The organism is Enterobacter sp. 296B2 (assembly GCF_034106185.1).
In the GTDB taxonomy this organism is placed as follows: Bacteria; Pseudomonadota; Gammaproteobacteria; order Enterobacterales; family Enterobacteriaceae; genus Enterobacter; species Enterobacter cloacae_N.
In genome coordinates this window covers 140,396-154,312 of record NZ_JAWNCA010000002.1, presented here as the reverse complement: position 1 = coordinate 154,312, position 13,917 = coordinate 140,396, and the positions used below count along the sequence as shown (strand labels likewise).

Here is a 13,917-nt window from a genome sequence, read left to right as displayed (position 1 = left end):
CATTAATACAGGGGTAAAGATGAGGCGATTATTTTTTTATAATCGCGGTAACATTAACGCCGTGGTTAATATGCCAGAGGATATTTTTATGATGAGGCGGCCACCTGCGCGCTAAATAATAACAGACTGAAAAGTCAGTATTTTTATAACGTGCGTTTGTCCGCTCTGAGAAGAGTATATGAGGTAAACCCGATCAAAAAAGAATATCACGAAAAGTTTATCATTTTCTGATACCCGATATTCTTGCGTCTGCCACCCGGCGGGTGGCCTAGCCCGCCTCCAGCATCCCAAAACTCACAATTCGCGAGCGTCCCAGTTCTTTCGCCCGGTACAGGGCCACGTCCGCGGCGCGCAGCAGGTTGTCGCTCTGAGCATGCTCTGGATAGCTGGCGATACCAATCGACACATCCACCGGCCCAATCTCGGTCAGCCCGTAGCGAAGCGACAGTTCATGCACGGCGTTGTAAATCTTCTGGGCGCAGGCGTGCGCCTCTGCTTCACCGGCATTGGGAAGCAGAACCAGAAACTCCTCGCCCCCGTAGCGGAACGCCAGCCCGCTATCGTGCGCGGCCCGCTGAACAATCGACGCCACGTTTTTGATCACCCCATCGCCGGCCTCGTGACCAAAGCGGTCATTGATGCTTTTGAAGTGATCGATGTCGATCATCATGCAGCTTAACGGCTCGCCGTTGCGCATGGCCTGCGTCATTTGAGTATGCAGGGTGTCTTCCAGATGATGGCGATTACGCAGGCCGGTAAGCGGGTCAAATAAGGCTTTTTCCAGCAGCGCGTCGCGCAGGCGCTGGTTTGCCAGCGCCAGCCCGAGCGCCTCGGCCATCAGTTCCAGATACGCGCGGGAAGGGGCATTTTCCGGGGTGATGTTCTGGAACGAGAGCAGGCCAATAGCCTCGCCCTGGGCGATAAGCGGCACGCACAGCGCGCTTTCCGCCTGTGACGCCGGGAGATGATAGCAGGCGACATCCGGCTCACCGTTAACCGGCGGGTGGCTCTGACCGCGACGCACGGCCCAGCACGCATCGGGGTGGAACGTGGTCTCATCACCGGTCGGTGAAAGCCATTGGGCGGCGCAGCGCATTTGCCACGGATCGCGATCGAAAACGTAGAGCCGTCCCGCTATACCCGGCGCGATGTTGGGAGCAAACATCTCCGCCACGTTAATGACATCGTTAAAGTTTTCACACCCCTGCAGCCGCTGCGTCATGCGCGCCAGCAGCTCGCGGATGGCCCAGTCGGCGTCGCGCTCTTTTTCCAGCCGCTGTCGCGCAAGGCCGTTTTCGCGGAAGATGCGGATGGCCTGAGCCATATCGCCTATCTCATCAACCTGGGTGAAGTTCGGGGGTTCGACGGCGTAATCCTGTGATGCCAGACGATGAACGACGTCGCTCAGGCGTACCACCGGACGCAGCACGCGACGCTTGAGGATAAAGCCCATCACAAACAGGAAGAGCACGGCGGTCAGTCCGACCATCACCTCTGAAGCGGTACGAAGCGCTTTTGACGTTCTGGTGGCAGCCTGCACGTCGGCGATAATGCGCTTGTCCAGCAGCAGGCGAAAGCGGTCGATGTTACTCTGCGCCCGCTCTAATTCCAGTTCATAACTTTTACCGAAGAGTAACGCAACGGCTTGCCGATCTTCGCCCCGGGTGATGCCGTCAATGGCTGCCTGCTGCTCATCCTGCAGTTCGTCAACAATCTTCAGTCCGTCATACAGCAGCGCCAGCTCCTCACCCGATGCTCCCGTGTTTTTGAGCTGTTGCAGCGAATGTTCAATATTCTTCAGTTCCGCTTCTTTCGCCTGATATTTCTCCAGCACGTCAGGCTCTTTTTTGATGGCATAAAGTCGCGCCAGATCAGAGAGCATCCAGGCGTCTATTTCAATCTCTTCCGTAAGCTGATCAAAGGTTTGCCGTTGTTTTACGGCCTCACGTTCTATGTTGTCGGCATGGGAAGCCATCACCATGACGATGCCGGAAGCAATGGTCAGGCACACCGTGACCCCATAAGCCCAGTTTGTGATCGTGGCGATTCGCACCTGTTGGTTTCCTCTACGGCAAAAATGGAAGAACGTTCTTTCAGATTATAGAAAACCTCTGATTCAGAGCGAAAAAAAAGGCGGCACAGCGCCGCCTTTCAGAACGCCTGTTCTTACAAATCAGGAGAGTTTTTTCCCTCTTCGATGAAATCCGCGTCCAGCTCTTCGGCGTTGCCTTCGTGATCGCGTCCGGAGAAGAGGTTCCAGCAGGCGATAAACAGCGCGGCAATAAGCGGCCCAATCACAAAGCCGTTAATGCCGTACAGCTCCATACCGCCGAGGGTAGTGATCAAAATCAGGTAGTCCGGCATTTTGGTGTCTTTCCCCACCAGCAACGGGCGCAGGATATTGTCCACCAGCCCGACGATTATCACGAAGAAGCCGACAATAAACAGCCCCTGCCACAGCTGGTGCGTGGCGAACAGGTAGATGGCGGCTGGCACCCAGACAATCGCCGAGCCGACGGCGGGGACCAGCGAGAGGAACGCCATCAGCGCGCCCCAGAGCACGCTGCCGTCGATGCCCGCGATGGCAAACGCGATCCCGCCGAGCGTGCCCTGAACGACGGCCACTACCGCCGTTCCTTTCACCGTCGCCCGGGAGACGCCGACAAACTTGGCGAACAGGTGCTGTTTAACAAAATCGGACAGCGGCAGGGAGTCGAGGATCTGGCGCACCAGATACGGTCCATCCTTCAGGAGGAAGAACAGCAGATAAAGCATGATGCCGAAGCTAATGGCAAAGCCAAACGTGCCTTTGCCGATCAGGAACGCGCTGCCCGCCAGATACTGCCCGCCCTGCAGCGCGACGTCGGAGAGTTTTTTCTGGATCTGCGCCGCGTTGGTCAGGTTGTGGTCCGCCAGGAAGCCGCTGGCCCAGTCCGGCAGGTGGTTAAAGATGCTCGCCACCACTTCCGGGAATTGCGTGTTGTTCTCCTGGAGCTTCGTGTAAACCACGTTCAGCTCAATGGCGAGCGAGGAGAGGATCACCATCAGCGGGATGAAGACGATCAGGCAGATAATGCCAATCGTCAGCAGCGAGGCCAGCCCGTTGCGATCCCCCAGCGCGGCGCGCAGCCTGTTTTTTACCGGGTTGAAGATGACGGTCAGAATAGCGGCCCACAGTATCGCGGAGAAGTAGGGCGACAGCACGTCGAAGAAGGCCCAGGTCACAAGGGCGAGAATGAAAATAAAGAAACCTTTGGTCAGTCCGTTAAAGCGCATCAGTCAGTCCTGGTTACTAATAAACTGTGTCGACTATAGAACTGATTGTGAGAATTACCAACCTTTGCGCCGGGTGGCAGCCTGTAGGGCACTATAGCGGTATGAATTCGCGCTTCACGGATAGCACTTTCGACTGACCGAAGATCGCACGCTCCCGCACCATGCTGTAAGTATCTGCTTGCGGAGGTGCTTATGGCCTGGCGTCCGATTCTCTATGTGATCCTCACAACCCACCCCAGACTCAGCGCGCGGCGCGCCCGCTTGCGTCTGGTCATCTAGCTTTTTGTTAATAATCGCGGTATAACACCTTCTTTGGATGTTTAGATGTCCATACGTATAGAAGGTAATATGCAAACACAACAAGAAAATGGGCAGCTTAAGCGCACCATGAAAACACGCCACCTGATTATGCTCTCCCTGGGCGGCGTGATTGGGACAGGGTTGTTTTTCAATACGGGATACATCATCTCCACCACCGGTGCGGCGGGCACGCTGCTGGCGTACCTGATCGGCGCGCTGGTGGTCTGGCTGGTGATGCAGTGTCTGGGCGAGCTTTCCGTGGCGATGCCGGAAACCGGCGCGTTCCACGTCTATGCCGCCCGCTATCTTGGCCCGGCGACGGGCTATACCGTGGCGTGGCTCTACTGGCTGACCTGGACGGTGGCGCTCGGGTCGAGCTTTACCGCCGCCGGGTTCTGCATGCAGTACTGGTTCCCACAGGTGCCCGTCTGGGCGTGGTGCGTGGTCTTCTGCGTGGTGATTTTTGGCCTTAACGTCATCTCCACACGCTTCTTTGCCGAAGGGGAATTCTGGTTCTCGCTGGTGAAGGTCATCACCATCGTCGCCTTTATCATCCTCGGCGGGGCGGCGGTCTTTGGTTTCATCCCGATGCAGGACGGTTCACCCGCGCCGGGTTTAAGCAACCTCACTGCCGAGGGCTGGTTCCCGCACGGCGGCCTGCCGATCCTGATGACCATGGTGGCGGTGAACTTTGCCTTCTCCGGGACCGAGCTTATCGGCATCGCGGCGGGTGAAACGGAAAATCCGCATAAGGTCATTCCGGTTGCAATCCGCACCACCATCGCGCGGCTGATCATCTTCTTTATCGGCACCGTGTTTGTGCTGGCGGCGCTGATCCCGATGCAGCAGGCGGGCGTGGAAAAGAGCCCGTTCGTGCTGGTGTTTGAGAAGGTCGGTATTCCTTATGCGGCTGATATCTTTAACTTCGTGATCCTGACGGCGATCCTCTCGGCGGCGAACTCCGGGCTGTACGCGTCTGGCCGCATGCTCTGGTCGCTCTCGAATGAGAAAACGCTCCCGCGCTGCTTTGCCCGCGTGAACAAAAACGGCGTGCCGCTGACGGCGCTCTCGGTTTCCATGCTCGGCGGCGTGCTGGCGCTGTTCTCAAGCGTGGTGGCCCCGGACACGGTGTTTGTGGCGCTCTCGGCCATTTCTGGCTTTGCGGTGGTGGCGGTGTGGATCAGCATCTGCGCGTCGCACTTCGTTTTCCGCCGTCGTCATCTGCAGTCCGGCCAGCCGCTCTCTGCGCTGCAGTACCGCGCGCCGTGGTATCCGCTGGTGCCAGTGCTCGGTTTTATCCTCTGCGTGGTGGCCTGCGTCGGCCTGTGGTTTGACCCCAGCCAGCGGATTGCCCTTTATTGCGGGCTTCCGTTCGTCGCCCTGTGTTATGGTGCCTACTATCTGACCCGAAATATGACATCGCAGGAGCCTGAACATGTCGCAGAATAATCCGCTTACCGCCATCCTTGAAAAACAGCCGTTTGTGGTGCTGGATGGCGCAATGGCAACGGAGCTGGAAGCGCGCGGCTGTAACCTTGCAGACAGCCTCTGGTCTGCCAAAGTGCTGGTGGAAAACCCGGATCTTATTCGCGAAGTGCATCGTGATTACTACCGCGCGGGCGCGCAGGTGGCGATCACCGCCAGCTACCAGGCCACGCCTGCGGGCTTTGCGGCACGCGGTCTGGACGAGGCGCAGTCCCGCGCGCTGATTGGCAAAAGCGTGGAGCTGGCGCGCAAGGCGCGCGAAGCGTATCTGGCTGAAAATCCGCATGCGGGCACGCTGCTGGTGGCGGGATCCGTTGGGCCTTACGGCGCGTATCTGGCGGATGGCTCAGAGTATCGCGGCGACTACGTGCTTAGCGCCGAAGAATTCACAGAATTCCACCGCCCGCGCGTGGAAGCGCTGCTGGATGCGGGCGCTGACCTGCTGGCCTGCGAAACCCTACCATCCTTTGAGGAGATTAAGGCGCTGGCGGCACTGCTGACCGAGTATCCCCGCGCCCGGGCGTGGTTCTCATTTACCCTGCGCGACAGCGAGCACCTGAGCGATGGTACGCCGCTGCGTGACGTAGTCAACGTGCTGGCAAACTACCCGCAGATTGTCGCGCTGGGCATTAACTGCATCGCCCTGGAAAACACCACCGCGGCGTTAAAACATCTGCAAAGCCTGACGGCGCTGCCGCTGGTGGTTTACCCGAACTCGGGCGAGCATTATGACGCGGTAACCAAAACCTGGCATCACCACGGCGAAGCGTGCGAGACGCTGGCGGGGTATCTGCCCCAGTGGCTGGCGGCGGGAGCGAAGTTAATCGGCGGATGCTGTCGCACCACGCCGAAGGATATTGCGGAACTGAACGCGCAGCGCTGATGCCCTCACCCTGACCCTCTCCCACGGGGAGAGGGAAAAAACCAACCGCACAAAACCAACTATTCTTTCCCGCTTTTTTTCTAAAAACGAATCGTCATTAACGATTCTTTTTTATTCCTTTATCAAAATTCCTGCGCCGGAAATACTGCCCTCATAACAACAAGGGGAGCAGGCACTATGGTAAATTCATCGCGAATCACACTTCTCGGCGCGCTGGCGCTGTGGGCATTTCAGGCGCAGGCGGTGGACGTCACCGTCGCGTATCAAACCTCTGCGGAGCCGGCGAAGGTTGCGCAAGCAGACAATACCTTTGCGAAAGAGAGCGGCGCGAAGGTCGACTGGCGCAAGTTCGACAGCGGCGCGTCCGTCGTGCGTGCGTTAGCCTCCGGCGACGTGCAGATCGGCAATATTGGTTCAAGCCCGCTGGCGGTCGCGGCCAGCCAGCAGGTGCCGATTGAGGTTTTCCTGCTCGCCTCGCAGCTTGGTAACTCTGAAGCGCTGGTGGTGAAGAAAAACATCACCAAACCGGAAGATCTGATCGGCAAACGCATCGCCGTGCCGTTTATCTCCACCACTCACTACAGCCTGCTGGCGGCGCTGAAACACTGGGGCATCAAGCCGGGTCAGGTACAAATCATCAACCTGCAGCCGCCGGCGATTATCGCTGCCTGGCAGCGCGGCGATATTGACGGGGCCTACGTGTGGGCACCGGCAGTGAACGAACTGGAAAAAGACGGCACCGTGCTGACCGACTCCGAAAAAGTGGGCCAGTGGGGGGCGCCGACGCTCGACGTGTGGGTAGTGCGCAAAGACTTTGCCGAGAAGCATCCTGAGGTGGTGAAAGCCTTCGCCAAAAGCGCGATTGACGCCCAGCAGCCGTACATCAGCAATCCGGAAGAATGGCTGAAGCAGCCCGCCAACCTGGAAAAACTCTCCCGCCTGAGCGGCGTGCCGGAAGCGGACGTGCCGGGGCTGGTGAAGGGCAATACCTATCTGACTCCCGCGCAGCAGGTGCAGCAGCTGAACGGGCCGGTGAGCAAAGCGATTGTTGATACCGCCACCTTCCTGAAAGAGCAGGGCAAAGTGCCCGCGGTGGCGGCAGATTACAGCCAGTACGTGACCGACCGCTTTGTGAAATAAGGAGTCCGCCATGCTGAATATTACTAACCTGTACGCCGATTACGGTGGGAAACCCGCGCTGGAGGACATCAACCTGACGCTGGGCAGCGGTGAACTGCTGGTAGTGCTCGGGCCGTCCGGCTGCGGAAAAACCACGCTGCTGAATCTGATCGCCGGGTTTGTACCGTATCAGCACGGCACCATTCAGCTGGAAGGCAAAAAGGTGGAAGGCCCGGGCGCCGAGCGCGGGGTGGTCTTTCAGAACGAAGGGTTGCTTCCCTGGCGTAACGTGCAGGAAAACGTAGCGTTTGGGCTACAGCTTGCGGGCATTAACCGCGAACAGCGGCTGGAAACGGCGCGGGTGATGCTGAAAAAGGTCGGGCTGGAAGGGGCGGGAAAACGCTTTATCTGGCAGCTTTCCGGCGGTCAGCGCCAGCGCGTCGGCATTGCCCGCGCGCTGGCGGCCAATCCGCAGCTGTTGCTGCTGGACGAGCCGTTCGGGGCGCTGGATGCCTTCACCCGCGAGCAGATGCAAACCCTGCTGCTGCGCCTGTGGCATGAGACGGGCAAGCAGGTGCTGTTAATTACCCACGATATCGAAGAGGCGGTGTTTATGGCGACGGAGCTGGTGCTGCTTTCGCCGGGGCCGGGGCGCGTGCTGGAGCGCTTGCCGCTGGATTTCGCCCGCCGCTACGTCGCGGGCGAACCCGTGCGCAGCATCAAATCCGACCCGCGGTTTATTGAGCAACGCGAATACGTCTTAAGCCGCGTGTTTGAGCAGCGGGAGGCCTTCTCATGAGCATCGTTTTCAGTGAAAAAACGCGCCGCACGCGTCTGGCGCTGCGCTGGCCTTTCTCTCGCCAAATCACCTTGAGCGTCGGTACGCTGCTTGTACTGTGGGCATTGTGGTGGGCGGTTGCGGCCCTGCAGTGGGTCAGCCCGCTGTTTCTGCCGCCGCCGGGACAGGTGCTGGAGAAACTCATTACCATCGCCGGGCCGCAGGGCTTTATGGATGCCACACTCTGGCAGCATCTTGGGGCAAGCCTGACGCGCATTCTGGTGGCGCTGCTGGCGGCGGTGATTATCGGTATTCCGGTCGGGATCGCGATGGGCCTAAGCCCGACGGTGCGCGGCATCCTCGACCCGCTGATTGAGCTTTACCGTCCTGTGCCGCCGCTGGCCTATCTGCCGCTGATGGTGATCTGGTTCGGCATCGGTGAAACGTCAAAAATCCTGCTGATTTATCTGGCGATTTTCGCCCCGGTTGCCATGTCGGCGCTGGCGGGCGTGAAGAGCGCCCAGCAGGTGCGGATCCGCGCGGCGCAGTCGCTGGGGGCCAGCCGTACGCAGGTGCTGCTGTTCGTGATTTTACCGGGCGCGCTGCCGGAGATTTTAACCGGGATACGCATCGGGCTTGGCGTGGGCTGGTCCACGCTGGTGGCGGCAGAGCTGATCGCCGCCACGCGAGGATTAGGGTTTATGGTGCAGTCGGCGGGGGAGTTCCTGGCGACTGACGTGGTGCTGGCAGGGATTGCGGTAATTGCCGCGATCGCCTTCGGATTAGAACTGGGGCTGCGCGCGTTACAGCGCCGCCTGACGCCCTGGCATGGAGAAATACAATGAGTGAACGTCTGACTATTACCCCGCTGGGGCCGTACATTGGCGCGCAGGTGTCGGGCCTGGATGTGACCCGTCCGCTGAGCGATAACCAGTTCGAGCAGCTGTACCACGCGGTGCTGCGCCATCAGGTGGTGTTCCTGCGCGAACAGGCGATCACCCCGCAGCAGCAGCGCGCGCTGGCCCTGCGCTTTGGCGATCTGCATATCCACCCGGTCTATCCGCATGCGGAAGGGGTGGAGGAGATTATCGTTCTGGACACCCACAACGATAACCCACCGGATAACGACAACTGGCACACCGATGTGACCTTTATCGAGACGCCTCCCGCCGGGGCGATTCTGGCGGCGAAGCTGCTGCCGGAGACGGGCGGGGATACGCTGTGGGCCAGCGGGATTGCGGCGTATGAGGCGCTTTCCGCACCGCTCCGGGTGCTCCTGAGCGGGCTGCGGGCGGAGCACGACTTCAAAAAATCGTTCCCGGAATACAAGTACCGTAAAACCGAAGAGGAGCACCAGCGCTGGCTGGAGGCGGTGGCGAAGCATCCGCCGCTGCTGCACCCGGTGGTGCGCACCCATCCGGTCACGGGCAAGCAGGCGCTGTTCGTGAACGAAGGATTTACGACGCGCATTGTGGACGTTACGGAAAAAGAGAGCGAAGCGCTGTTAGGTTTCCTGTTCGCACATATCACTAAACCGGAGTTTCAGGTGCGCTGGCGCTGGCAGGAGAACGACCTGGCGATCTGGGATAACCGCGTGACGCAACACTATGCCAATGCGGACTATCTGCCGCAGCGAAGGATTATGCAGCGGGCGACGATTTTGGGGGATAAGCCGTTTTATCGTGCGCCTTGATCCCCTCACCCTAACCCTCTCCCCAAAGGGGCGAGGGGACTGTACGGTGCGGTTTTCACCTTCTGAACAAAGGGCGAGGGGCTGTGTGGTACGTTTTTCACCCTCTCCCTTTTAGGGAGAGGGCTGGGGTGAGGGTGTTAAATGCGCCTCAATATACCGCTGATAGCGGTTCGCCTTCAGGTAACACAAATCCACCAGCACCAGACCGTCTACGCAGTTGTTAAACGCCGGATCGCTGCCAAAATCAATAAACTGTACGCCGCCGGGTTCACAGAGTTCGGAATACTGCTTGTAGAGCGGCGGAATGCCGCAGCCCAGATTACCGAGCAGGGATTTCAGCTTTGTCAGGTCATCCACGTAATCCACGCCGCCAAACTGTGCCAGTATGTCCGGCAGCGATGCCGGGTAAGGCTGGCGTGACGCGGCCAGTGGATGCGTCGCCGGGAACCACAGGCGGTAAAAGGCGACCAGCAGATCCCGCGCCGCAGGCGGTAAGCCGCCGGAGATGGAGACGGGCCCAAACAGGTAGCGGTAGTGAGGGTAACGCGCCAGGTAAGCCCCGATGCCGGACCACAGATAGTCCAGACCGCGACGCCCCCAGTAGCGCGGCTGAATAAAGCTGCGCCCCAGCTCAATACCGTGCTCCAGCACGTCCTGCATTTTGTCGTCGTAGTGAAACAGGCTGTAACTGTACAGCCCATCAACGCCGCGCTTTTCGACCTGCATGGCCGTTGGCATAAAGCGATACGCGCCGACAATCTCCAGATCCTCTTCATCCCACAGGATCAGGTGCAGATAATCATCATCGTAGCTGTCGGTGTCCCGGCGTTTACCGCTCCCTTCCTCCACCGCACGAAACGCAATCTCGCGCAGGCGGCCCAGCTCGCGCAGAAGAGGAGCCTCTTCCTGCCCGTTGCGCTGCCACAGGTAGATGGTTTTGCCGTCGCTGGTTTTACCCAGACACTCGGCCTGCGCCAGTTCACGTCTCAGCGTGGCCCGGTCTTCCGGACGGGCAATCGCACACTGGGTTTTAAAAACGCCAGGCAATCCCTTGCCAAGACGCATCACGTGCTGACGGCACTGCTCGGCCATCTCACGAGACGAAAGGGTAGCGCTAAACCAGCTGTTCCACGCAATATGCTGGCCGATTTTAATCGGCAGCTGGCTGTGGCGGCGGCGGAACATCTGCTGCATCAGCAGCAGCATCGACAATGTCGGTGACACCAGCGTGCTGGCATAAAAGAGCAGGCTGTTGTGCGCCTGAATATGCACCGGCAGCAGCGGGGCGCGCAGCTTGCTGGCGAGTTTGATAAAGCCTGAGTGCCATTTTTTATCGCGAATGCCTTTGCGCGTGGGCCGTGAAACTTCTCCCGCCGGGAAGAAGATCAGCACGCCCGCGTTTTGCAGATGCTGCTCCATCTGAATCAGGGACGACTTCGCCGTCCTGCCGCCCATATTGTCGACCGGAATAAACAGAGAACTGAGGGGCTCAAGGTGGGTCAGCATCCGGTTGGTCACGACTTTAACGTCGCGTCGCACGCGGGAGACGGCGTACATCAGCGCCAGCCCGTCCAGGGTGCCCGTCGGGTGGTTGGCAATAATGACCAGCGGGCCATGTTCGGGGATTTGTTCGAGATCGCGGGCGGAAACGGTGCAGAGAATATCAAGGTGTTCCAGAACTTGCTCCACCATATCCAGCCCTTTCAGGTGGCGGTGAGCGGCGGCAAACTGCTGGAATTCGTCTTCGTAAAACAGCCTTTTTAACAGACTTTTTTGCCAGGGTGCAGGCCTCGCCTGAGGCCAAAGATCGTCGAGAACGCTATCGAGGCTAAACATGATTACTCCTCCTGCCGTCTTGAGAAGACAGTAGAAGGAGCAGATGTCGGTTGTATTGCAGTTTGGTGAAGATTAGCGGAGGATTTTTTTCTCAGCCAGATCCAGCGCGAAGTAGCTGAAGATCAGATCCGCGCCCGAGCGTTTGATCGCCCCCAGGCTTTCGAGGATCACTTTCTCTTCGTCGATAGCCCCTGCCAGCGCGGCGAATTTGATCATCGCGTACTCGCCGCTCACCTGGTATGCCCCCAGCGGCAGTTCGGTGCGCTCGCGGATGTCGCGCAGGATGTCGAGATACGCGCCCGCTGGTTTCACCATCAGGCAGTCTGCGCCCTGAGCTTCATCGAGCAGGGATTCACGAATTGCTTCGCGGCGGTTCAGCGGGTTCATCTGATAGGTCTTACGATCGCCCTTCAGCGCCGTACCAGCTGCTTCACGGAACGGGCCGTAGAACGAGGAGGCAAATTTGGTGGAGTAGGACATGATGGCGGTGTCGGTAAAGCCTGCCGCATCCAGCGCCTGACGGATCGCCTGAACCTGGCCGTCCATCGCCGCAGACGGCGCGATGAAATCCGCACCCGCAGCGGCAGCGACCACAGCCTGCTTGCCGAGGTTCAGCAGGGTGGCATCGTTATCCACGCCATGATCGCACAGCACGCCGCAGTGGCCGTGGGAGGTGTATTCGCAGAAACAGGTGTCGGACATGACCACCATTTCCGGCACGGTCTCTTTGCAGATGCGGGACATGCGGGCCACGAGCCCGTCTTCTTTCCACGCATCGCTGCCGGTCGCGTCAGTATGGTGGGAGATGCCGAAGGTCATCACCGAGCGGATCCCCGCGTTGGCGATGCGTTCGATCTCGCGCGCCAGATATTTTTCAGGAATGCGCATCACGCCCGGCATGGCTTCGATGGCTTTGTAGTCATCAATCTCTTCTTCAACAAAAATCGGCAACACCAGATCGTTTAAGGTCAGTGTTGTCTCTTCAAACATAGCGCGCAGTGCAGGTGACTTGCGCAGGCGGCGGGGGCGTGCAATTAAATCGGTCATGGTATGCCTGATGTTTGTGGAACAAAGAAGGTTAGTGTAACCGAAAGCACCGTGAGGTGTTTATTAAAGTGGGCGGTTTAGCGGTAGATAATGCAAGACTGCGGAAGGGGGAGCGTTCGGGGCAAACGGTTTAACATCAACCGCTTGCCCTGAGATTATTAAGATCAGTTAGATGCGGTAAGCACCTGGGCTTTATTGGCGCTCAGCTCAGCCACCAGGTTATTAATGCCGTCACTCATATTAACGAAGCGCGTGTTAGGAGAACGGGTGACCACCACAAACGCGCCCACGTTGGACTGCGGAATCATCGCCATGTAGGTGATGAATCCGCCGCCGCCGCCGGTTTTCTGAATAATGCCCGGACGGCCATTTTTCGGCGCCATATAGACCCAGCCCAGGCCGAGCGCATCGGCTTTACCCGGCACGTCCATCCCGATGACGCGGTGCAGCTGAGTACGCTGATAAATGAGGGTCTGCATACGATCGGCCTGGCTGCTGCGGGAGTAGAAATCCGAAGAAAGGAACTGCTGCATCCAGCGCATCATGTCGCCAGGGGTGGAATAGACCCCGCCGCTGCCCACGGCCGCCAGCGTATTGTTACACGGGCTTGCGCCTTTCTCTGCCACCATCAGGCGTTTGCACTGGTCCGGGGAAGGGGTAAAGGTGGTGTCTTTCATGCCCAGCGGACGCGTGATCTGCTCTTCAAACAGCTGCGGATAAGGTTTGCCCGCCGCCGCTGAGAGCGCATCCGCCAGCAGATCAAACGCCAGGTTCGAGTAAGAGGCCTGCGATCCCGGGGCGGATTTCAGCGTGGCGGTACTCAGGTAGTTCCAGCGCTGTTGGCGCGTTGGCCAGACAAAAACGTCGCGGTGCGCTGCACCGCCCGGCTGCTCGCGCGGCAGAGCGCTGGTGTGGGTTGCCAGGTTCACAAGGCGGATTGGCGTGCCCTGATACGTCGGAACACGGGCACCCGGCGGGGCGTATTTGCTGAGCGGATCGTCGAGCTTCACCACGCCCTGGTCGAGTAGTTTCACCAGCATTTCACTGGTCATCAGCTTGGTTAAGGACGCGACGCGCACAACGGAATCCAGCTGCGGGCGAACGTTATTACCTGGACGCGTTTCCCCAAAACTGCGAAAAACGCGCTGGTTGCCGTCGATGACCACCATTGCCATCCCGGTCGCGCCGCTGCCGTAATAGATAAGGTTCGCGTAGCGATCGGCAATATCTGAAGCCAAAACGGGCGCCGTCAGCGGCTGGGCTGCCTGGGCGGTGGAGAAGCTCACCGCACACAGCGCGGCAAAAGAGAGCAGACAACGTTTCAACGAAAAGCATCCATGAAGTGAATGAGGAAAGTAATGGGTATTTATACTACTAATCGGCACCGTGCAATGCCCCGATTAGCATAACCATAGCGAGAAAAACGTAACCATGGGTAAATATGAAGAATTTCCCTGCGAGTGCTCTCCCATTTTGTGACATCGGGCTTATGATAGGTAC

At 58.8% G+C, this 13,917-nt stretch carries 11 protein-coding genes; 6 read left to right on the top strand and 5 right to left on the bottom strand.

Annotation, left to right across the window (positions count from 1 at the left end; genetic code table 11):
- Positions 1-268: 268 nt before the first annotated feature.
- Both URZ40_RS02325 and URZ40_RS02320 read right to left on the bottom strand, forming a co-directional pair.
- Positions 269-2,053, bottom strand: a complete 1,785-nt coding sequence (locus URZ40_RS02325; protein ID WP_320719703.1) for a diguanylate cyclase — start codon at positions 2,051-2,053, stop codon at positions 269-271.
- 113 nt (positions 2,054-2,166) lie between these two features.
- Positions 2,167-3,276, bottom strand: a complete 1,110-nt coding sequence (locus tag URZ40_RS02320) for an AI-2E family transporter (RefSeq protein ID WP_116341693.1) — start codon at positions 3,274-3,276, stop codon at positions 2,167-2,169.
- Positions 3,277-3,624: 348 nt separating this feature from the next.
- On the opposite strand from URZ40_RS02320, the gene mmuP reads away from it, so the two are divergent.
- The 6 genes from mmuP to tauD all read left to right on the top strand — a co-directional run bounded on the left by mmuP (position 3,625) and on the right by tauD (position 9,534).
- Positions 3,625-5,025: an S-methylmethionine permease gene (gene mmuP / locus URZ40_RS02315; RefSeq protein ID WP_116341691.1), complete on the top strand. Its 1,401-nt coding sequence runs from the start codon at positions 3,625-3,627 to the stop codon at positions 5,023-5,025.
- Positions 5,012-5,944: a homocysteine S-methyltransferase gene (gene mmuM / locus URZ40_RS02310; protein WP_320719702.1), complete on the top strand. Its 933-nt coding sequence runs from the start codon at positions 5,012-5,014 to the stop codon at positions 5,942-5,944. The genes mmuP and mmuM overlap by 14 nt, the downstream gene beginning before the upstream one ends.
- Positions 5,945-6,121: 177 nt before the next feature.
- Entirely contained in the window at positions 6,122-7,084 is a 963-nt protein-coding gene (tauA, locus tag URZ40_RS02305) for a taurine ABC transporter substrate-binding protein (protein WP_320719701.1), read from the top strand.
- Positions 7,085-7,094: 10 nt separating this feature from the next.
- Complete coding sequence (gene tauB / locus URZ40_RS02300; protein WP_320719699.1) at positions 7,095-7,862, top strand: taurine ABC transporter ATP-binding subunit; 768 nt, start codon at positions 7,095-7,097, stop codon at positions 7,860-7,862.
- The gene (gene tauC / locus URZ40_RS02295; protein ID WP_320719698.1) at positions 7,859-8,686 is read left to right on the top strand and encodes a taurine ABC transporter permease TauC; all 828 of its coding nucleotides are present in this window, start codon (positions 7,859-7,861) and stop codon (positions 8,684-8,686) included. The genes tauB and tauC overlap by 4 nt, the downstream gene beginning before the upstream one ends.
- On the top strand, positions 8,683-9,534 hold the full coding sequence (tauD, locus tag URZ40_RS02290; protein WP_116341681.1) for a taurine dioxygenase: 852 nt from the start codon (positions 8,683-8,685) through the stop codon (positions 9,532-9,534). Before tauC ends, tauD begins: the two co-directional genes overlap by 4 nt.
- Before the next feature lie 111 nt (positions 9,535-9,645).
- On the opposite strand, the gene URZ40_RS02285 is transcribed toward tauD, so the two are convergent.
- The 3 genes from URZ40_RS02285 to ampH all read right to left on the bottom strand — a co-directional run bounded on the left by URZ40_RS02285 (position 9,646) and on the right by ampH (position 13,742).
- A complete protein-coding gene (locus URZ40_RS02285; RefSeq protein WP_320719697.1) occupies positions 9,646-11,370 on the bottom strand; it encodes a lysophospholipid acyltransferase family protein in 1,725 nt (574 codons plus the stop codon).
- A gap of 72 nt (positions 11,371-11,442) precedes the next feature.
- Positions 11,443-12,417, bottom strand: a complete 975-nt coding sequence (gene hemB, locus URZ40_RS02280) for a porphobilinogen synthase (protein WP_061099078.1) — start codon at positions 12,415-12,417, stop codon at positions 11,443-11,445.
- Between the two features lie 164 nt (positions 12,418-12,581).
- Positions 12,582-13,742: a D-alanyl-D-alanine-carboxypeptidase/endopeptidase AmpH gene (gene ampH / locus URZ40_RS02275; protein ID WP_061099077.1), complete on the bottom strand. Its 1,161-nt coding sequence runs from the start codon at positions 13,740-13,742 to the stop codon at positions 12,582-12,584.
- Between the last annotated feature and the right edge of the window lie 175 nt (positions 13,743-13,917).